The organism is Chelativorans multitrophicus, from assembly GCF_011317445.1.
Classification (GTDB): Bacteria; Pseudomonadota; Alphaproteobacteria; order Rhizobiales; family Rhizobiaceae; genus Chelativorans; species Chelativorans multitrophicus.
Window position 1 is genome coordinate 562,455 of the sequence record NZ_JAAAPL010000002.1, and the last position, 20,499, is coordinate 582,953.

A 20,499-nucleotide genomic window follows, 5' to 3' on the forward strand; every position below is an offset into this window, starting at 1 on the left:
GCCTCTCTGATCTTTCCTACTCGGCTGCCTCGTGCCGTCTGCGGCTGGCGAGATCCTCCATGAATTCCTCCAGGGTCACGACCTCATTCGGCGCAAGGCGCAGGCCACGTTTCGTGCGGCGCCAGAGTACGTCCTCGGCCGTGCGTGCCCACTCCTGCTCCATCAGATACCGGACCTCCGCCTCATAGAGGTCAGCCCCGAAATGAACCCCCAGATCGTCGGTCGACCGCGCCTGCCCGAGAATTGCGCGTGCCCGCGTGCCATAGCGGCGCACCAGCCGGCGCGCGTGACCGGCATTGAGAAACGGGTAGTCGCGCAGGAGTCCTGCGATCTGCCCATCGAAACCGTCGACCGCGAAATCTCCTCCCGGCAGCCGCGCATCGGCCGTCCAGGCCTGTCCTTTGCGGCCGAGCAACTCTTCGATTTTTTCCAGCGTGGCTTCGGAAAGACGCCGGTAAGTGGTGATCTTGCCGCCGAAGATGTTGACGAGCGCGGCATCGCCGTCCCCCTCCTCCACGCGCAGCACGTAATCGCGGGTGGCTTCCTGCGCCTTGGAGGCGCCGTCGTCGAAGAGCGGGCGGACGGCGGCATAGGTCCAAACGATATCTTCCCGACGTACCGGCCTGGCGAAATACTCGCTCGCCGCCGCACAGAGATAGTCGGTCTCGGCAGGGCTGATCGCCGCGTCCCGCGGCTCGCCGTCATAATCCTGATCGGTCGTGCCGATCAGCGTGAAATCGTCCTCATATGGGATTGCGAAAATGATGCGGCCGTCGCGGTTCTGAAAGAAATAGGCGCGTGGATCGTCTGAAACCTTCGGCACCACGATATGGCTGCCTTTGACCAGCCGCACATTATGCACTTCGTTCCGCCCCATCGCGGAGGCCAGCACCTTGTCCACCCAGGGGCCGGCGGCGTTCACGACAAGGCGCGCCCGAACCTCGGACCGCGCGCCGCTCGAGACATCGCGCAGCGTTGCCCGCCATCGGCCATCCTCCCGGCGCGCGTCGACCACCTCGGTGCGGGTGGCGATCACCGCGCCCCGGTCGGCCGCGTCCCGCGCGTTGAGCACCACCAAGCGGGCGTCGTCGACCCAGCAATCGGAATATTCGAAGGCGCGGGAAAAGAGCGGCTTGAGCGGCTTGCCGGCAGCATCGATGCGCATATCGATCGTACGCGTCTTGGGAAGGAGCTTGCGCCCGCCGAGATGGTCATAGAGGAAGAGGCCGAGACGCAGCAGCCAGGCTGGCCTCAGCCCCTCATTATGCGGCAGAACGAACCGTATCGGCCAGATAATGTGCGGCGCGTTGCGCCACAGCACCTCGCGCTCGAGCAGCGCCTCCCGCACAAGCCGGAACTCATAGAATTCGAGGTAGCGCAGGCCGCCATGGATGAGCTTGGTGGAGCCGGACGACGTGCCGCTTCCAAGGTCGTTCATTTCCGCGAGAAAGACGCTGTATCCCCGGCCTGCTGCATCCCGCGCGATGCCGCAGCCATTGATGCCGCCGCCGATAACAAGAATGTCATGGACCGGAGTGCCGTCCAAGCTCTTCTCCCCGCGCGCCACTGAAGGCGTCGTGTAATACGAAAGCAAAAACGAGTTAATTCGAAATTATTGCGAGTGTCAAACGAAAATGGAAGCGAGTTTCTCGCCTTCAATTTGCACGGGCAGTTTCGATCAGCTCGACCTCCGCCGCCTGACAGATTGCGCGTATCGCTTCCAACTTGCAGCGATTGGTAATGAACGTGTCGACCTGTGAGAGATGGCCGATCCGCACAGGGGCGGTCCGCTCGAATTTGGTCGAGTCTGCCACGAGGATCACATGCCGCGCGTTGGCGATAATGGCCTGAGCCACCTTCACTTCACGAAAATCGAAATCGAGCAGGGCGCCGTCATGGTCGATCGCAGACGTGCCGATCACGGCATAATCCACTTTGAACTGCTTGATGAAGTCGACTGCCGCCTCGCCGACAATGCCTCCATCCGACGAGCGCACGACCCCGCCGGCAATGATTACCTCGATCGACGGGAGCACCCGCAACCTGTTGGCGACATTAATATTGTTCGTGATGACCAGCAGCCCTTGATGGTCGAGAAGAGCGTGGCCTACGGCTTCCGTCGTCGTGCCGATATTCATGAATAGCGATGCGTTATCGGGGATGATGCGGGCAGCAGCCTGGCCTATAGCCTCCTTCTCGCCGGCCGAGATCTTGCGCCGCGCTTCATATTCCATATTCTCGATGCCGGACGGGAAGACAGCCCCGCCATGGATGCGGGTCAAAAGCCTTTGATCGCAGAGATCGTTCAAATCCTTGCGGATCGTCTGCGGCGTGACATTGAACCGGGCAGCCAGATCGTCGACAAGCACCCTCCCGCTATCCTTGGCGAGCTGGACTATTTCCGCATGGCGGGGCGGCAGAAACATGGATTCCCCCAATTTCGTTTTGCCCCAATATACAGAAAAACGAAAGAAACGAAACTGGATTTGGAAGGAATTTTGAAGCGTTGCGCGCGAGGCTTCAAAGCTCGACCGCTGGCGACGGCATCTCACATGGGCGCTGGTAGCAGAGTGCTTCGGCCGCTATTCCCCGCTCCGTCAGTCCTCCAAACTGATAGGCGGAAGCCGGAAAATCTATTGACGAATGTCTATTCGACCATCCTGATGTCGAGCTTCACTTTTGCGTACCAGTCGGCGACGGCTCGAATTTCTTCATCGGTCAGTTCTGATGCAATTGGGGTCATCACGTCATGCACCCGATTGCCGTTGCGAAAAGCCTTCAACTGAGTATCGATGTATATATTCGTCTCACCAGCAAGATTGGGCGCATCTTCGATTAGATGGATCCCGTCCGCGCCGTGGCAGCCTACGCAAGCCTCAGGCGCTTCCGCGGGATCAGCCGTGAGCTCCGCCGTGACTTCGTGGCCGGAGTACCATGCAGCGAGGTCGGCGATCTGCTGGTCGCTTAACGTGCGCGCAACAATCGTCATCATTTCGTGCTCGCGCGTCCCATCTCGGAATGCGGTCAGCTGCGCGCGGATATAGCTTTCGGGCTCACCGCCTATGTGCGGTGCGATCGGAATTTGCGCATAGCCGTCGAGACCGTGGCAGGTGCGGCATTGGCCGGCGGCTTGCCGGCCAGCAGCCCTATCGCCTTGCACCTGGGCCTGAGCGCTCTCGGCGAGCATCAGCCCGCCGAGAAACAGAAGAGCCAATCGTCTCATTGGCGCGCCGGATTATAGGCGATCCGCCAGATCGCGCCGGCGAAGTCGTCGGAGACGAGCATCGAGCCATCAGGCAGGAAGGCGATGTCCATCGGACGGCCGTGGTACTCGCCGGTTTCCTGATTTAGCCAGCCGTCAGCGAAGACTTCCGTTGAGGTTGCATTGCCTTCTTCGTCAAGAGCCGTGAACATCACCCGTGCTCCAACAGGCACCGTTCGGTTCCACGACCCATGCTGGGCCGAGAAGATGCCTCCGTGGTATTTCTCGGGAAACGAGTTGCCACGGTAGAAGCTCATGCCGAGGTCGGCGGCATGGGCGTCCATTTCCACTGCAGGCGGGACGAACTCAACCCCTTCGGGGCGCGGCACGTTCTTATATTCGGGTATCTCGATCGCGCCGTTCACCCAGGGGAAGCCGAAGTGCTGGCCTGCCTCTGTCTGCCGGTTCAATTCGCCTGGCGGGATATCGTCACCCATACCGTCGACCTGGTTATCGGTAAACCAGAGGTCGCCATTTGCCGGGTTGAAGTCATGGCCAACAGAGTTTCGGATGCCGCGGGTATAAACCTCGCGCCCCGTGCCGTCCGTATTGATGCGGATAATGCCGCCGATGCCGATTTCGTCGTACATCTCGTGCTTATCCACCGGCTGCACATTGTGCGGCTGTCCGAGTGAGATGTAGAGCTTGCCATCAGGCCCGACGCGGCAAACCCGGGCGGTGTGGTTGAAACTCTCTTCCTCTGGCGGGATTAGCTTACCCTGCTCCACGACGACGCCGACGGCCGGATCTGGACCTTCAAAGAAAAACTCCGCTGCTGGGAAGGCAAGAACCCGGTTGCGCTCGGCGATGTAGAGGAAGCCGTCGCGCGAAAAGCAGGGGCCGTTGGGAATGTCGAAGGTTATGGACGGCGCGAAGTCCTTGACCTCGTCAGCAACCCGGTTGCGGTCGCGGTCGACCACCGACCATACTTTGTCCTTGCGCGTGCCGACGAAGGTAACCGTACCTTGCGGCGCCACGGCCATCGATCGCGCGTCCGGCACGACCGCATAAAGGCTCACCTCGAAACCTTCGGGCACGTTTATGTACTGAATGATTTCCTTCAACGCGTCTGCCCGGTCGCCTTCCTGGTCGACGAAGGTGAAGCTGGCATCCGTACGCTGCATGCTCGACAGCTTGTCCAAGTTTTCCTGCGCCGCGAGCGGTGCGGCCAACATGCTGTTGAGCAGAAGTCCTGACACAAGTTTCCTGCTGATCATGGTTCTCCTCCCAGAAGGTTCTGCCACACGATCGATAATGGCTATCGTTCGGTTGCGAACCTTGGCCAGAATTCAACTTGCCGTGGGTTCTGTCAATCTGACTCTGCGTGGGCCTGGCCAAGCGATGCTTAAGCAGCCGTGCTTGCCTCGTTATTGCTGTCAATCATCCAGACACAGCCCATTCGGAAGAAAACACCGACAATGGGCGTCGTCTATCCGCCCGCACCGCCTTTGCAATGACGGTCTTTCCGCTGAAGCGGCGCGACGAAACCGAGCGGCCGCGCTCGGACATAATGAATTCCGTCGCCGGAAGGTCTGCAAGCAGGAGGCCGGTGACAAGCGCCTCGGCAATAACGCCAGCGCCAATAAATCGCAGCCTCAGATCAACCGCCCCAGGTATCCGAGACGATGAACCCAAACGGGAAGGGATCGTCGGGATCAAGGCCAATCTGCGAAATGCCGTAAATCCAGCTCTGGCCGGAAACACGGTTTCGCGTGGCGACATACGGTCCCACGCGCGTCTCTTCGACGAAAAGCGTGGTGAACTCACCGCCAATCGTGGAACGGGATACCACCTTGTCTCCCGGTCTCACGCGCCCTTCGTGGTAACGTACCGCCATATTGGCATTCGACCCAGTGCCGCAGGGAGACCGGTCGACGCGCCCCGGAGGCAGCGTCGTACAGGTGCGGATGGCGCCGTCGGCCTCTTGCGCGCGGAACATGAGATAGGCAATGCCGTTGATTTCCGGTGTTTCAGGGTGAGCAACACTGACCTCGCGCGTGATGAGATCGCGCAGGGCAACGCCGCTCACCGCCAGCTCGCGTGCATTATGCGGAGCTATCTCAAGCTTTAGCTGGTCCGCATCGACCAAGGCGTAGAAGACGCCGCCGAAGCACAAGTCGTATCGGACCGGCCCCCATTGCGGCGTTTCGATCACGACATCCTTCTGCACGACAAAGGAAGGCGGCATATCGAGGGTGACGCGGATGACCTTGCCCCTTTCGCAGGTCGCGACCGCACGCACGAGACCTGCGGCCGTGTCGAGCGTGACGATCGTCTGCGGCTCGGCCATTTCCTTCATGCCGGTCTCCAGAACGGCGGTCACGGCGCACATGGCATTGGAGCCGGACATGGCGTGTGCCTGGTCGGGCTGAAGAACGATGAAGCCGAAATCAGCCTCCGGCCGCGTGGCTGGGGTCAGCAGCACGAAAGATCCGGCCGGGCCGCTGCGCGGCTCCGAACACAGGAAGCGCCGCAAGCTGTCATCGACCGTGTTGAAGTGGTTGAGCTTGGCGGCCATGGTCGCGCCCGGAATGTCGAGCACGCCGCCGGTGATCACCCGGCCGATTTCGCCTTCACAATGGACGTCGACCGTCTGAAGTGTTCGCTTCCAGCGCATGAGATTAGCCTTTGATGTCTCAGTCCCGGGGCTTCGGAGATTGTAGGTCGTGATCTGCTTGGTTTCGAGGTCGTTGTTCAATTCCCATTCGCCGAGCTCGCGGCGGGGAAGCGCTGATGCACACGTGCAGCGCATGATGAGCTCCGCCTTGAACTCTGCAATCATCGCGGTCGAAGTGCCAATGCTTTATGCGCGAGGCGCCTTGTAGATGTCGTTGAAGGTCTCCCGCAAGACGTTCTTCTGCACCTTTCCCATGGTGTTGCGCGGCAGATCGGGGAGGAAATGCACGGTCTTGGGCTGCTTGTACTTGGCCAGCCGCCCTTGCAGCGCGATCAAGACGTCGCTGGCGCTAATGGTACTGCCCGGTGAACGCACAACGACCGCAGTGACCCCCTCGCCAAAGTCCGGATGCGGTAGCCCGATCACGGCGCTCTCTTTTACACCGTCGATTTGATCTATCTCGGTCTCCACCTCTTTGGGATAGACGTTATAACCGCCCGTTATGATGAGGTCCTTGCCGCGCCCGACGATGTGGATATAACCCCGCTCGTCAATCTTGCCGAGATCGCCGCTGATGAAGTAGCCGTCTGCCCGAAATTCGGCCGCTGTCTTTTCCGGCATGCGCCAATAGCCCTTGAACACGTTCGGGCCTTTGATTTCGATCATGCCGATTTCGCCGGTTCCCAGCACCGCACCGCTTTCCGGATCTGTAATTCGGATGGAAACGCCAGAAAGAGGGAACCCGACCGTTCCGGCAATGCGCTCACCGTCATAGGGGTTGGAGGTGTTCATGTTGGTTTCGGTCATGCCATAGCGTTCGAGAATGGCGTGACCGGTGCGTTCCGCAAAAGCATGATGCGTTTCGGCCAGTAGCGGCGCCGAACCGGAAATGAACAGTCGCATGTTGGCGGTCTTCTCCGCCGACAACGCCTCACTTTCAAGCAGACGCGTATAGAAGGTGGGAACACCCATCAGGCAGGTGGCCGTCTCCATCAGGCCCAGCACTGCTTTGGGATCAAACTTTGGCAGGAAATCCATCGACGCGCCGGACAGCATGATCACGTTGGAAGCGACGAACAGACCGTGCGTGTGGAAGATCGGTAGGGCATGGATTAGCCGGTCTCCCGCTGTGAAACGCCAGTGCGAAATCAGCGTCTTGGCGTTCGAGAGCAGGTTGTCGTGCGATAGCATGGCTCCTTTGGAGCGCCCGGTTGTGCCCGAGGTATAAAGAATAGCCGCCAGGTCGTCCGGGCCGCGCGGGATATCGGCAAAATCCGCCGGCGCGGCAAGATCGGCCACCAGCGATCCACCTCCAAATTCGTCCAGGGTCTCGACGCGTCCTCCATGCTGCCGGGCTAGCGAGGCAATGCCGGCACCGGCCGACGGCGTGGCCACCACCAGCGCCGGCTCTGCATCGCCGATGAAATATTCCAGTTCGGCCTGCGTATAGTCGATATTGAGAGGCAGATAGACGGCGCCGGCGCGCAGGCATGCCACATAGAGGATCAGCGCCTCAGGACTTTTTTCCACCTGAACGGCTACCCGATCGCCGGGCTTCACCCCTAGCGTCACCAACCGATTGGCCATGCGGGCCGAAAAATCGAGCAGGTCGCCATAGGTCCAGACCCGGCCGGACGGCGTGAAAATAAACGGTGCCTCGCGCCGGTTCGCAGCCGTAGCAATGGCGTCAAACATATGATTGGTCATAAAAGGATCTCCTCCTAATGTGCCCCGACGCTCTCCGCCCCTGAGAGGAACTGGTGGACACTCCGCTCCTTCACGATTGCTGAAGCCAACCAGACCAGACCCGCGAAATAGCTGCGCGAAAAGGCAGCAACCTTACCGGCCCGCCGTGCTGCCCTGCATGACCGCGCCTACCCCTCATCCGGTGCGGCGATGCTGCTTATCTTGCGTCAACCTTTCCGTAAAATCAAAGGTCTAGCGCCTCAACTTCAAGCGTCATCCCATCATAGGCCGGATCGACATTGTCTGGCGTCTCCTGCCGGACCGCCTCATAATCGAGAGGCGTGTGCATATGCGTGAGAATGGCGCGGCGGGGCGCCAGCCGCCCGATCCATTGCAGCGCCTCACCTAGAGACAAATGGCTGGGATGTGGCCTGTATTGCAGCGCGTCCAGCACCAATATCTCCAGGCCCTGCAACAGGGGCAGAGTTTCGGGCGGAAAGTCGCTGACATCCGAGCAATAGGCGATATTGCCGACGCGAAAGCCGAGCGAGCGGATATCGCCATGGATCTGGGGCAATGGCGTGAAGGTTAGCGGACCGCCCTCGCCCGAAACTGTGAAGGTCTGCTCGTGACGAATGAGATGAGGAACGACTATGGGCGGATAGTTGCTGCCGGGCAGCGTCTCAAAGCAATAATCAAAAGCGTCCTTGAGCCTCTGCAGCGTCTGCTCGTCTGCGTAAATGTCCATGAGTTGGCGCTGCGCCAGGACATAGCTGCGCAGATCGTCAATCCCATGGATGTGGTCTGCATGGGGATGCGTGTAGACGACGGCGTCAAGGCTCGTCGCCTTCGCTGCGATCATCTGTGTGCGGAAGTCGGGGCCAGTATCGATCACCACGCGCGTGACACGGCCATCGGGCCTTATCCGTTCGACCAGGGCGGCAGCGCGCAGGCGGCGGTTCTTCGGGTTGCTCGGGTCGCAAGCACCCCAGTCGCCAATGATGCGCGGGACGCCGGGGGATGAGCCGCAACCCAGGATCGTCAGGCGAATGCGGTCCCCCACCTTCAGGCGCCTTTCTGCCCTGAGGGCGGAACTTTGGTAAACAGGCGGAAGAAGTTTCCGGTCGTAAGATGAGCTACTTCCTCGGGCGATAGTCCGATTGTCTCGGCAAGAACCGCGGCTGTATGCGCCACGAAAGCAGGCTCATTGCGCTTACCACGATGCGGTACTGGAGCAAGGTAAGGCGCGTCAGTCTCGACAAGCAGCCTCTCGCGGGGAACGAAAGCCGCAATCTCCCGCAGCGCCTCGGACTTCTTGAACGTCAGGATCCCGGAGAAGGAGATATATCCGCCAAGCTCCACACCGGTGCAGGCCAGCGCTGGACCGGACGAGAAGCAGTGGAGGATGAAGGGAAAAGCGCCCTTCCCTGTCTCCTCGCCAAGGATCGCGGCCATGTCGTCATCGGCATCGCGGGCGTGGATGACGAGCGGAAGCCCGGTGCGGCGCGCCGCCTCGATATGCGTGCGCAACCCCTTCGCCTGCTGATCGCGCGGAGATTTGTCATAGAAATAGTCGAGACCCGCTTCGCCAATTCCGACCACTTTGGGATGTTCGGAAAGACGGATCAGATCCTCCGCGGTGACATCCTCCTCCTCCGCAGCGTTGTGCGGATGCGTGCCCACGGTGCAATAGACATTGTCGTACTGCCCCGCGATCGCGCGGATCGAGTCGAAGTTCCTGACGCGGGTGGAAATGGTGACCATCAGGCCCACGCCGGCATCGCCAGCGCGGGCGATGATCTGGTCCCGCTCCGCTTCGAAATCCGGGAAATCCAGGTGGCAATGGCTGTCGACCAGCATTCAGCCCTCCTGCCCTTCCTGCTCCACATAACGCGGGAAAACCGGTTGAGGCGCCGGCAGCGGCGTTCCCGGCGCGAGCATCGCCGTCTCTCCTACATCGGCAAAACCGCGGCGATCCTGAGGCACGGAAAGCAGATCGAGGAGTTTCTCGGCCGAGCTGGGGATGAAGGGCTGGCACAGAATGGCGATGCGCCGCAATGTCTCGGCGGTGGTGTAGAGCACCGTTTCCATGCGGGCCGGGTCCGTCTTGCGCAGCGCCCACGGCTCCTGTGCTGCAAAATAACGGTTTGCTTCCGCGACCACATCGAAGATGGCCGCAAGGGCAGCGTGGATCGCCTGTCGGCCCATTGCTCCTCTCGCGGTTGCAAGCGCGGCTTCGGCCTGGTCGAGGATTGCTCGATCCGCCGCCGAGAGTTCGCCTCTCGCAGGCACTTTGCCGTCGCAGTTCTTCGCGATCATGGAGAGCGAACGCTGCGCCAGGTTGCCGAGGTCGTTTGCAAGATCGGCGTTGGTGCGGTTGACGATCGCCTCATGGCTGTAGCTTCCGTCCTGACCAAAGGGAACTTCCCGCAGGAAGAAATAGCGCACCTGGTCGAGGCCGTAATGTTCGATCATTGTGAAGGGGTCGATGACATTGCCAACCGACTTCGACATCTTCTCGCCGCGGTTGAACAGGAAGCCGTGACCGAAGACGCGCTTTGGCAGCGCGATACCGGCCGACATCAGGAATGCGGGCCAGTAGATGGCATGAAAGCGGATGATATCCTTGCCGATGATATGAACGTCGGCGGGCCAGTAGCGCCAGCGCTCCGCATCCTGATCGGGATAGCCGAGGGCCGTGATGTAATTGGTCAGCGCATCCACCCACACATACATCACGTGCTTCTCGTCGCCCGGTACCGGCACACCCCAGTCGAAAGTTGTGCGTGAGATGGAAAGGTCCCTCAAGCCCGAGCGCACAAAGCTGACGATTTCATTCCGGCGCTCGGCCGGCCCGATGAAATCCGGATTTTCCTCGTAGAGCTTCAAGAGACGTTCCTGATAGGCGGAGAGGCGGAAGAAATAGCTTTCCTCTTCCACCCATTCCACCGGCGTGCCCTGTGGCCCGTAGCGGACGCCGTCCTCGCCCACCCGCGTCTCGTCCTCGCCGTAATAGGCCTCGTCGCGCACCGAGTACCATCCGGAATAGCCGCCCAGATAAATGTCGCCCCTATCGGCCATCGCCTTCCAGATTGCCTGAGAGGCGGTGCGATGGCGCTCTTCGGTCGTACGGATAAAATCGTCGTTCGAGGCATTCAGCAGCTTGGCCATGCGCTGGAATTCCGGCGCATTGCGGTCTGCCAGCTCGCCGGCGGTAATCCCTTCCTTGCGCGCGGTCTGCAGCATCTTGATGCCGTGCTCATCGGTGCCGGTCAAAAACATCACGTCCTTGCCGTCGCAGCGCTGGAAACGAGCCAGCGCGTCCGTCGCGATGAGCTCGTAGGCGTGGCCAATGTGGGGGCGCCCGTTCGGATAGGAAATGGCCGTGGTGATGTAGAAAGTCTCGCGGGTCATCAGGAGAATGCTCTAGGTCGATATTGCTTGCGCCCAGATAGCGTATCGCGGCGGGGATTGCCATGCTTTGGGTGCCTAGCCCGCCATCAGAACATGCATGGCATTGTGCAGGCGGTTGAGAGAGCTCACAACGTGCTGTTTCCGGTCGAGGTTGAAAATCTCGACTTGGCGGATCGTTTCCGCCAATTCTTCCCAGAAATTTGCAAAGCGCTCGGCCTGCGCGATGTCGCCCGCTGAAGCACTGTGTGACGCCGCGTTGGCTACCCGGTCGAGCACAGCCCGGTTAAAAAGGTCGAACTGCACCTGGCGTTCCCGCCCTGTGGCAGCCTCCGCAAGCTTGTAAGCCGCGGGTACATCGAAACGGCGCTGCTCGAGAAGGTTCTCGATCGCCTGCTCTATTTCCAATCCACCAAATTCGGTGAGCAGGATCGCATCGCGGGCACTTCCCTGAGCGCGTTGGATGAGGAGACGCCTTTCTTCTTCAGTTTCGGGCAGGCTCGCGCCCAAGCTTTGTAGAAGTTTCTCCAGAAGCCCGGGCGAAAGCGGATCGAGCTTATAGACCTGGCAGCGTGAGCGGATCGTGGGCAGGAGCCGGCCGAAAGAATGCGTGATCAGAATGAAGATCGTGCGCGGAGGTGGCTCCTCCAGGTTTTTCAGCAATGCATTTGCAGCATTGGCGTTCATGTCGTCCGCGGGGTCGACAATCACCACGCGATAGCCGCCGTCCGGGGGCGTCAGGGAGAGAAATCGAGCCACCCGGCGTATTTCGTCGACGGTAATCACAGTCTTGAATTTCTTGTCTCGCTCGACAAAAGGCCGAGTCAAGTGAAGGACGCCGGGATGGGCGCCCTGCGCCGCAAGCCGGAAATCCTGCGAGTTCGTATCGATGTCGGAAAAATCCAACGGTCCCAGGCGGTGATCCGGATTGGTAAAGAGATGATGCGCCAGGTGGAAGGCAAGCGTTGCCTTTCCAATGCCGGGTCTTCCAGCAAAAAGGAGTGCATGGTGGAGCTTGCCGGCCCGATAGGCGCTGGCAAGCATTGAGCGTGCGTTTTCGTGGCCGACAAGGAGCGGGTTTTCCGGCGGTTCCGGGATATCCGGCAGAGAATCGTGCTGTTCAGGCGCGCGGCGTTCAAACACTGCCCGCCTCCGTTGGTTCCGAGAGCCCTGCTCTATCAAATATGACTCGCAAGACAATCTCGGTCACATTCTCCGAAACCGCGTCGGCTGATCTTGAGGCATCGATCACGACGCAGCGTTGCGGCTCCCTGGCCGCGATATTCAGAAATGCTTCCCGCCGCCGTCTATGAATCTCCAGGTTTTCCTTTTCGAACCGGTCGGCTGTTGCCTTTCCGCGTCGTTCCGAAGCGCGGCGCAGGCCTTCTTCGGGATCAATATCGAGAATGACGGTGAGGTCGGGTATCAAACCATTGACGGTCACACGCTCGAGTGCCGCCATGAAATCGGATGCCAGCCCACCCGTGACTCCCTGATAAACCCGGGAGGAATCAAGAAACCGGTCGCAGAGAACGATTGCGCCGCTCTCGACCGCAGGGCGAATCACCTGCTCCACATGATCGGATCGCGCCGCGGCGAAGAGGATTGCCTCCAGCGTCGCGCCGAAAGGTTCGGCAGCGCCTGAAAGCAACACGTGGCGGATGGCTTCCGCGCCGGGCGAGCCGCCTGGCTCGCGGGTCGTCAAAACATCTCGCCCCTCACGGCGCAGCCGGTCCGCCAGCAGGTGGATCTGCGTGGACTTCCCTGCGCCCTCCCCTCCCTCGAACGTGATAAAAAAACCTCGCGGCACCATTTCCTCGTACACGCATCTGCTTCGGCATGTCCTACATAGACGTGCGCGCCGCCGACGTCCAACGCCGAACCGGTTTGGCAAAATGGGACGAGGCGTTAAGCGCAAATCCAGCTGCGCTAACGCATCCACCCCACCAGAAGCTCCTCCACGGCGCCAAATGCTCTTTGGCGGAGCGTGCCTTTGACGACGGATTCAGCTGCGAGGAGCGGTATCTCCTGGCTTAACGTGTCGCCGATCCAGATTTGCAGGTTTCCAACCGCAACTCCCTCCTCTACGGGAGCGGAGATCGGCCCATTGTAGACAATTCGGGCAGAGAACGATTGAGACTCGCCCGTCGGCACAAGCGCCCATAATGGACCAGCGGCGCGAAGAGCTACAGTGCCCTTTGCGCCCCCATAGACATTGGCATCCCCGATTATCTCACCGGCGGTGAAGAGCTGGCGCCGCTCGAAAGCGCTGAAGCCCCATTCGAGCATTTTGCGCGTTTCTTCTGGGCGCTCCTGTTCTTCCGGGATTCCCGCAAGAACGGCGAAAAGCCGTTTGCCGTTGCGCTCCATCGAAGCCGCGATCGCATAACCCTGGCCTTCCGTGAAACCGAGCGCCAACCCATCCGCTCCAGTCCCAAGCCGTAAGACGCGGTTCCGCTGACGAATGCGGTTCCATTCGAAATCCTCTTGACCGAAATAGCGGTAATATTCGGGGTACTCCCGCCAGAGATGCCGGGATAAAAGTGCTATTTCGCGGACTGTCACCTGCTGCCCTTCGGCCGGCAAGCCGGTAGGATTGACGAAAACAGATCTAGTTAGCCCAAGGGCGCGGGCGCGCTCCGTCATCAATCGCGCGAATGCATTCTCGGAACCGGCCATCCCCTCGGCAAGTATGATGCAGCCGTCATTGGCCTGCTGCACGATAATGCCCTGCAGAAGCGCCTCGATGGGAACCCTGGAGTTCACCGCCGCGAACATGGTCGCGGTTCCTGACGGAGCGCCGCCGGTGCGCCAGGCATGCTCGCTCACCTCAAATTCCCGCTGCATGGAAATCCGACCGGTCTTCAGCGCATTGAGCAGAAGCTCTGCTGTCATGAGCTTGGCCAGCGAAGCGGGGGGGAAAGGCTCATCCGCATTTTTGGAATAAAGGATGGCGCCGGTCTCGCCATCCAGGAGGAAAGCCTGCGCCGCCTTCGTCTCAAAGCTTTGGGCACGCGCGAAAGGGAGTGGCACGAAGGCAAGGACCAACAAGCTCAATGCAGAGGCCAGTCGAATCAAGGTAATCCCCTCCTGCCTGTTCTGCGCTAGAATCTAGACGCCGGGCCGGCTATTCAAGCCCGCCCGGCGCAATATGGCAAAACTAAACTGGCAAAGCTCAATCGCGTATGGCGAATGCGTCCGTTGCTCCCGCCGCCCAGGCGGCCTGCAGCATCTCATCCATCTCAGCGCGACCGTCCGGCACCAGTGAGAGGACATAGACGCGACCCTCGGGGCCTGCCTTCTCCTCCATCAGTAGCCGCCCGAGTTTGGAAAGCGAGCGCGTGACCTGCCCTGCTTCCTCGCGCGAGTTCCACGTGCCGATATTGATATAGGGGGCATGGATCGCTTGACCGGCGTTCCCGCCACGGTCCGCCCACCAGCTTACGATCAGCTTCTCGTCAAGATCTGATTTCAAAACTGAGTCAAAGACTTGCGTGGCAGAATTCACCCGTTGGTTGGCATAGGAGAGAAGTGCGAGATCGACTTGCTCTGCAGGAACAGGAGAAGCGGCGGGCCTATCCGGCACGATCGGACCAATGGCTGGCAGCGCGACGGTACCACCGGTCTCTACCAGTCCTGGCTGGTTTGCGAAGGCCAGCGTTGCTGCCGGCGCGGGTTGTGTTGGCGTTGGTCCGGCCATCGCCACCATCACGCCGGTTGGCAAACCGTCCGACGGATCAGGCGCAGCGCCGCCGGGACGGTAGGAGGCAAGAAGGAAAGAATCGTCGCGGCCCTCCAGAGGCGCCGGCCCAACATATTCCACCTGCACGCGAGCGACGCCCGAATGCGTGTAATCAAGCAATTCAGCGGCGCGTTTCGAAAGATCGATGACGCGTCCCTTTGCGAAAGGGCCTCGATCGTTCACACGGACGATAACGGAACTGCCGTTATCCATATTGGTGACGCGCGCATAGCTGGGCAGCGGCATCGTGGGATGAGCTGCCGTCAAATGGGTCATGTCATAGATTTCGCCGTTGGCAGTGAGCCTGCCGTGGAACGCGTCGCCATACCAGGATGCCGCACCTTCGGCCCTGTAGTCAGGATCTTCCTTCGGACGATACCAGCGCCCCTTCACCTGATAGGGCTTGCCTACCTGATAACGGCCACCGCCGCGCGGCAACTTGGAGGCGCCATAGGCTACGCGAGGGCTTGCCTTCACGCCGTATTTCGATTCGGGGAAGTACTCCTTCGAGCTTTTGAGGGAAACCTTCTCAACAGCACTGCCGCAGCCGGCCAAGAACACCGATAGAGCGACGATGCCGACACAGGCCAGACCGGTGTTGACCCGTTTTCCCCTCAAATTCCGCCCAGCGATCACCTGGTCCTTCCCCGAAAAAAACACTTTCAAAAGACGCCCCTCAGACTGCGCATGACCCGCGTTGCCGGATCCCTCTCATGCGCACGAAATCGTTATAACCTTCTGAATCAACTATGGCAGTAAATTGGCGAAAATAAGTGTTACATATGATGAGCGGCGCGATCAGCCCGCTTCTCAATCCCTGCCTCGGGGCAAGTGAAGCAGCCGCAACCGTCGTAAAAAGACCTGACGACAAGCCGACTACCTCAAATTGATGGAAGCTTCCGCTTCTTCAACGTCCATAAAATAATAGCTTCCAGCGCGAAGCAAAGCTGTATATATTTCGCTTCTGCAAGTAGGAACAATGGGGAGGAGAGGGTTTCATGCCGCACTTGGCAAACCTATACTTCAAGACGGCTATAGTCTTTCTTCTGGTCGGAATAGCTATGGGATTGCAAATGGCAATCTCCGGCGATCACAATGTTATCGGCCCGCATGCTCACGCAAATCTTCTTGGTTGGGTAACCATGGCAATTTTTGGGAGCTACTACGCGCTGAACCCGGCAAAAGCCCAGGGAAGGCTGGCGATGCTTCAGTACTGGGTCTATACAGCGGGCGTTGTGGTCATCGTACCATCGCTTTACATGCTTTATCTTGGCTATGCGTTTTTTGAACCGCTCACGGCGATAGCCTCACTCGTGATCCTTCTCGGCGTGGTTCTTTTCGCGGTGGTCATCTACGCCAAGGAGCCGGCTCCGCGCTCGATCCCGGGAGGAGCGGCGGTCTGAAGGCTTACCGCCAAACTCAAATCGCCCTGACAATCGCTTTGTAAGTGCCTGGGTGCCTTGCGTGCACCCGGGCATCTTCTATCGCGGCAAAAGCCGCGGCGCTGATGATATCGGTGGCAGGCTATACCTCTTGCTATTTTTGATCCGCCCCTATCCAATTCCGGGCCAAGTCGCTCGCTTCGGTAGTGATCGAGCCCTCACCGTGGAGAGCATAGCTTGCGCGTAAATCCTCTATTTCGCGATCGATCATCGAGGACGAAATAGAAGCTTTCCTTTTATGACTCCGCTCGCCGGTTGCAGGGACTGAGGGAGCTGAGGAAATCGGCGCCGCCGCAGCACGGCTGGGAGTGGGTTTCACCTCGATCGCGGCCTCGTTCGCCCTCGTCGATCTCGACGCAAACGCTTCTTGATCCGCTTTCCATCGAGCGATTCGAAGTGCCTCGCCTTCTTCCGCACGTTGAGCTCTCTTGGCATCAAACTCGGCATTCTCGCGTGCCAGTTGCGCAAAAATGCTTTCCCGCCGGATGTCGGATATCCGCCTCTCGATGCAACGTTGAGCGTAAGTCGTCACCTTCGCCGACACATTTGCGGTGAGAAAATCGTCATTCAGCGACGACCCGCTACGCACCTGCTGCAATACTCTACGCTTTTCCAGATAGAAGGGCTGCTGCGCCAATGCCCCCCGCAGCTCCTTAACGGCGTTCCTTATAGACTTTTCTCTGTCGGGAAGCCCAAATCGTGAGGTGATGGATCGGTCGATGATCTTTGACGCCTCCCTTGAATTCAGGAAGCGTTCAACGGCATCATTTTCTTTGGCTGGCTCCTCAACATACACACCCTTCTCAAGCAATGCATGGCGCATACCATCCGCGGTGGAACGCCTCAGAGCATCGCTCTCTCTGTCCTCTTTCCGCCTGTAATCATCGACTATCCAGCCAAGGCGATTTTCCAGCTCAACGATCCGGCGCTCTTGATGCTTCAGCGATGATTTAATCTCGCGATAGCTCCGTTCAGCCTCCAGTTCGGGTTCTCGCTGAACCTTGACCCGAACCCAATTCCAAAATCCCGTCCGATTGGCCATGGTCAATTCTGACTTCAGCCTCGTCTTTTCAGGCTTCAGCCTGGCTGCTTCAGCCCGCAGGCTTTTGATCTCCTGCAGCAATGGTTCCAAAGCAGCGTCGCGCGATGCCTTCAGCTTTTCAACGATGCGAGATCGTCCCTTCAAGAAGTTCTGATAACCGGCTTCAAGAATTTGCAATGCATCGCCCGCCAGGAAAGAGGTGCTACCCTGAGGGTTAGCGCGAAGTTCAAACTCCCTCAGAATGGACTCTGCGCGCGCGGCAGCGCGGCTCGGATCAGAAAGACCAATCACACCAGACTTAATCTGCCTCTGGGCTAGATCCTTGACGTGCTCAATGCGCGATAAAAATCCTGCTATCGCGTCATCGGACAATGACAGGTGTTCTGTGTGGCAGAGTGCGCGCCACTCCGAAGCCGGGATCGATAGGAAACGCCGCCATGTCTCGTCGGTAAATACCTCATCCATGCGTATGTTTCGAATAGCGCTCTCATGCGTGGCCGAGCTTCGCGGGGAGAAGGTATTTTCATGGTCTATGAGCATCAAAGTCGCATCGCCGCTCCACATGCGATTGCCTTGATTGTCGTCAAGCTGATTGACCAGATAATAAAACAGCTTGGCATTGCCCGGAATTTCTACTCCGCGCACTTTTTTCTCGCTTGCGGAGATTTTCTTTTCTTCGGTGTATCCTTCTAACAAGGGCTGAAGAATAGATCTTTTTCTTGCTATGGTGGGAGGAACGAGATGGACTCCCAGTTTCTCGCTAACCCGATATGCCAATTCCTCCAGAAAGGCTGCCTTCGGAGATTGCATCCTCTTCATGACAATCGGGATTTCGCTTCCCTCTATTTTATATAAGCTGTTGTTATATCTGCTTTTAAAGGGAACCTGCCTTGAAAGGTCTGCTGCTTTCAGCAGGCGTTCAATCCGCGCATTGATCAGCGGCACCAAAGATCGGTTTTCCCGTCTTGCGGTAGACAGGGTGTCGAGCAGCTTCGTCGGCGGCAAAGATTCCAGACTCAGAGCGCCTGAAACTCCTGGAAATGCCGGGCGGCAGAGAGTCGTCTGCGGCGCGCCCTGAGGCGCTGCTGGCTGTGCGGGCAGGATTTCCATTGACTTATGGAGGCGTAGAGGGCCGGGAGCCGGCAATGGCTGTGTGCCTCCAACTGAGGAGATGCACGGCAAGGAAAGCGAACGGGCGGGAAGCGGCATGGCAGAAAATCCTTGTGGGGCCGGTTCTACATGCCATCGGATAACCAGAGCCTCTAATAGGGATTTTGGAATTGAGCAGCATTTATCGGTAGGATCGTGCACACCCAGTCGAAGCTTCATCCGCCCGACACATCGCCGTAACCTCTATGCACAAGATGCCGAGAATGCGGAGAGAACCAGCGGAACGAGTTGACGCGGCAATTGGAGGCGCGGTAAAGGCTCAATGGTAAAATGCGTTCGGCAGCAAAATGGTAGCAGCGTGAAATTGCTCCACCGGAAGACCAGAAAAGCCAACGAAATCAACGTTTGGAGGGATGGCCGAGCGGTTTAAGGCACCGGTCTTGAAAACCGGCGTGGGCGCGAGTCCACCGTGGGTTCGAATCCCACTCCCTCCGCCACAAACCGCTGAAGCGGTCAGGAACCGAACGCTTTCAAAGGGACGATCATGAACGATAGCTTTGAGGCATATGCGGTCGCCGTTATCATCGCATTCGGAGCCATTACGATCGGTGGCCTGATGGCCGCGACCATCGCCTTCGGCGAACGCGACGGCTTCCTGTTCTCCCTGGGAGCCGGGGCTGCGGCATGGCTTGCCGGCTACGCAATCTTTTTCGACCGACCGAAGTCCTATATCGCCTTTCTTGCTGTATCGATTCTCATGAGCATCGCGGCAACGCTCATCCTGGCGTTTTGAGGCTGGAGAACTTCACAGGCAGCGATGGTTGATAATGCTGGCGCTTCAGAAGCGATAGCCGATCCGCAGGCCTGTGGCTTCGGCGCCGTTGTTGTCACCGCATAGGCTCGCGTTGGAGAAATGGTCTGTGTAGGCCTGCAGCGTCCAGCGCTCACCCACATCATATCCGATAGCCGCGCCCAAATGAAAAAGAGCCCGGCATCCCAGAGCCTTATAGGTGGTCGGATCGTCCAAATTCTTAGCCGTTGTTACGGCGCCGCCCAGGCTGGCACTCAGATAAAAGTTGCCGACGAGGTGGAAATCCCAGCTAAGGCCTGCATAGGCAAAATGGATCGGGTCATCGGCAATGGCCGCATCGAAACCGATATAGGGACGCGGTGAGCCGATGCGCTCCAGAAAGGCGGGGGCGCTGAACAAGAACTCGCCATTGATGACCGTGCCGCTGAAATCATCAGTTGAAAAGAAGCCGCGGTCATAGGCCATCACGCCGAAGCGCAGCTCCCGCCAGTCGGAATGGATGCCGGGCTGCAGAAACCTCGTAGGCATCTCCTCTGCATGTGTGTTCGAAGGAAGCGCTGCCCCTATTTGAAGCAGGCAAAAGAGGAAACGACCCCGCATTTTTCCCCCACCGTCTCGATCGAAGGGGACGGTATAGGCATGTCAGCCTAAGCGTGCCCCGATTCGTGCAAAGTCTATCAGAGATTGAGCTGGGCGGCGAAGGCGGCATACCCCCGAATAGCCAAGAAAAACGACAGCGCGAGGCGCACCAATTCCGGTCTTCGTGCGTTAGGCAGTCATGGAGAGAAACATGGCTGGGAAACGAAAGATAACGACGGGCGCGAACGACAGGCCAGTGGACGAAAGCATCGCCCAAACCGGTGAAGGATTGCCCGACGATAGCGGGCACGCGCTGAGCACCGACGAAGCACAAGTCGCCCGTGCTCGGGAGTCGTTGAAGCCGGAAAAGCTGACGTCGGGCCAACAGGCTGGCAATCCGGATGCGGTGCCGGAGGGCACGCCCGGTGCGGGTGAAAATATCTGTCGGCGCTGCCGGGGCTCCGGTGAAATTGGCGGAAGCCCCTGCCCCGATTGCGGCGGCTCCGGCAAGGTGATCACGCCGATTGGGGGAGCCTGAGGCTCGCCACAGACCGGGATTGCGATCTGGACCTGACGCCTTCTATTTTATCAACAGGAGCGGAACCGATGGCCAAAAAGAAGGCGCCGGGCGACGAGACTGAACCGGGGACCAGGCAATCGGCCGAAAATATCTGCAGGCGCTGTTCTGGAACCGGTAAAGTCGACGGTAGACCCTGCCGGGATTGTGGCGGCTCAGGACGGGTTACGGTGATTGTCGGCGATGCCTGACCAAGACTGGTGGCACCAGATGCAATCCA

At 59.2% G+C, this 20,499-nt stretch carries 18 protein-coding genes and 1 tRNA gene; 4 read left to right on the forward strand and 15 right to left on the reverse strand.

The annotated features are described in order from the left end of the window. Nucleotides 1-16 precede the first annotated feature (16 nt). The 13 genes from glpD to GNP00_RS13500 all read right to left on the reverse strand — a co-directional run bounded on the left by glpD (nt 17) and on the right by GNP00_RS13500 (nt 15,354). Nucleotides 17-1,546 (reverse strand): glycerol-3-phosphate dehydrogenase, encoded by a 1,530-nt coding sequence (gene glpD, locus GNP00_RS13440; protein WP_166016088.1) that lies wholly within the window; start codon nt 1,544-1,546, stop codon nt 17-19. A 109-nt stretch (nt 1,547-1,655) separates the two neighbouring features. After that, the gene (locus GNP00_RS13445; protein WP_011580928.1) at nt 1,656-2,426 is read right to left on the reverse strand and encodes a DeoR/GlpR family DNA-binding transcription regulator; all 771 of its coding nucleotides are present in this window, start codon (nt 2,424-2,426) and stop codon (nt 1,656-1,658) included. Nucleotides 2,427-2,647: 221 nt separating this feature from the next. Beyond that, complete coding sequence (locus GNP00_RS13450; RefSeq protein WP_011580927.1) at nt 2,648-3,223, reverse strand: c-type cytochrome; 576 nt, start codon at nt 3,221-3,223, stop codon at nt 2,648-2,650. Beyond that, on the reverse strand, nt 3,220-4,479 hold the full coding sequence (locus GNP00_RS13455; RefSeq protein WP_011580926.1) for a PQQ-dependent sugar dehydrogenase: 1,260 nt from the start codon (nt 4,477-4,479) through the stop codon (nt 3,220-3,222). Before GNP00_RS13455 ends, GNP00_RS13450 begins: the two co-directional genes overlap by 4 nt. A 383-nt stretch (nt 4,480-4,862) precedes the next feature. After that, the gene (locus GNP00_RS13460) at nt 4,863-5,879 is read right to left on the reverse strand and encodes a proline racemase family protein (RefSeq protein ID WP_011580925.1); all 1,017 of its coding nucleotides are present in this window, start codon (nt 5,877-5,879) and stop codon (nt 4,863-4,865) included. Between the two features lie 186 nt (nt 5,880-6,065). Next, nucleotides 6,066-7,586, reverse strand: coding sequence for a malonate--CoA ligase (locus GNP00_RS13465; RefSeq protein ID WP_011580924.1), 1,521 nt, complete (start codon nt 7,584-7,586; stop codon nt 6,066-6,068). Nucleotides 7,587-7,809: 223 nt separating this feature from the next. Further along, nucleotides 7,810-8,628, reverse strand: a complete 819-nt coding sequence (locus GNP00_RS13470; protein ID WP_011580923.1) for an MBL fold metallo-hydrolase — start codon at nt 8,626-8,628, stop codon at nt 7,810-7,812. Between the two features lie 2 nt (nt 8,629-8,630). Then, nucleotides 8,631-9,425, reverse strand: a complete 795-nt coding sequence (locus GNP00_RS13475; RefSeq protein ID WP_011580922.1) for a TatD family hydrolase — start codon at nt 9,423-9,425, stop codon at nt 8,631-8,633. After that, nucleotides 9,426-10,979, reverse strand: a complete 1,554-nt coding sequence (metG, locus tag GNP00_RS13480) for a methionine--tRNA ligase (RefSeq protein WP_011580921.1) — start codon at nt 10,977-10,979, stop codon at nt 9,426-9,428. Between the two features lie 75 nt (nt 10,980-11,054). Then, entirely contained in the window at nt 11,055-12,119 is a 1,065-nt protein-coding gene (locus GNP00_RS13485; protein WP_011580920.1) for a DNA polymerase III subunit delta', read from the reverse strand. Next, nucleotides 12,112-12,789, reverse strand: coding sequence for a dTMP kinase (tmk, locus tag GNP00_RS13490; RefSeq protein ID WP_011580919.1), 678 nt, complete (start codon nt 12,787-12,789; stop codon nt 12,112-12,114). Before tmk ends, GNP00_RS13485 begins: the two co-directional genes overlap by 8 nt. 116 nt (nt 12,790-12,905) lie before the next feature. After that, entirely contained in the window at nt 12,906-14,054 is a 1,149-nt protein-coding gene (locus tag GNP00_RS13495; protein ID WP_011580918.1) for a D-alanyl-D-alanine carboxypeptidase family protein, read from the reverse strand. A gap of 97 nt (nt 14,055-14,151) precedes the next feature. Further along, the gene (locus GNP00_RS13500; protein ID WP_041545341.1) at nt 14,152-15,354 is read right to left on the reverse strand and encodes a septal ring lytic transglycosylase RlpA family protein; all 1,203 of its coding nucleotides are present in this window, start codon (nt 15,352-15,354) and stop codon (nt 14,152-14,154) included. 362 nt (nt 15,355-15,716) lie between these two features. Between GNP00_RS13500 and GNP00_RS13505 the strand changes: the two genes are divergently transcribed. Then, nucleotides 15,717-16,121 (forward strand): heme-copper oxidase family protein, encoded by a 405-nt coding sequence (locus GNP00_RS13505; RefSeq protein WP_011580916.1) that lies wholly within the window; start codon nt 15,717-15,719, stop codon nt 16,119-16,121. 133 nt (nt 16,122-16,254) lie between these two features. Here GNP00_RS13505 and GNP00_RS13510 read toward each other — a convergent pair whose 3' ends face one another. Beyond that, a complete protein-coding gene (locus GNP00_RS13510; protein ID WP_157038056.1) occupies nt 16,255-18,312 on the reverse strand; it encodes a hypothetical protein in 2,058 nt (685 codons plus the stop codon). Nucleotides 18,313-18,719: 407 nt separating this feature from the next. Between GNP00_RS13510 and GNP00_RS13515 the strand changes: the two genes are divergently transcribed. Further along, a tRNA-Ser gene (locus GNP00_RS13515) sits at nt 18,720-18,809 on the forward strand. A gap of 47 nt (nt 18,810-18,856) precedes the next feature. Further along, nucleotides 18,857-19,105 carry a hypothetical protein gene (locus tag GNP00_RS13520; protein ID WP_011580914.1) on the forward strand — a complete coding sequence of 83 codons (249 nt, stop codon included), beginning with the start codon at nt 18,857-18,859 and terminating at the stop codon, nt 19,103-19,105. A 45-nt stretch (nt 19,106-19,150) separates the two neighbouring features. On the opposite strand, the gene GNP00_RS13525 is transcribed toward GNP00_RS13520, so the two are convergent. Then, on the reverse strand, nt 19,151-19,651 hold the full coding sequence (locus tag GNP00_RS13525) for an acyloxyacyl hydrolase (RefSeq protein ID WP_166016090.1): 501 nt from the start codon (nt 19,649-19,651) through the stop codon (nt 19,151-19,153). A gap of 262 nt (nt 19,652-19,913) precedes the next feature. On the opposite strand from GNP00_RS13525, the gene GNP00_RS13530 reads away from it, so the two are divergent. Continuing rightward, entirely contained in the window at nt 19,914-20,240 is a 327-nt protein-coding gene (locus GNP00_RS13530; protein WP_041544672.1) for a hypothetical protein, read from the forward strand. The last annotated feature ends 259 nt before the right edge of the window (nt 20,241-20,499 follow it).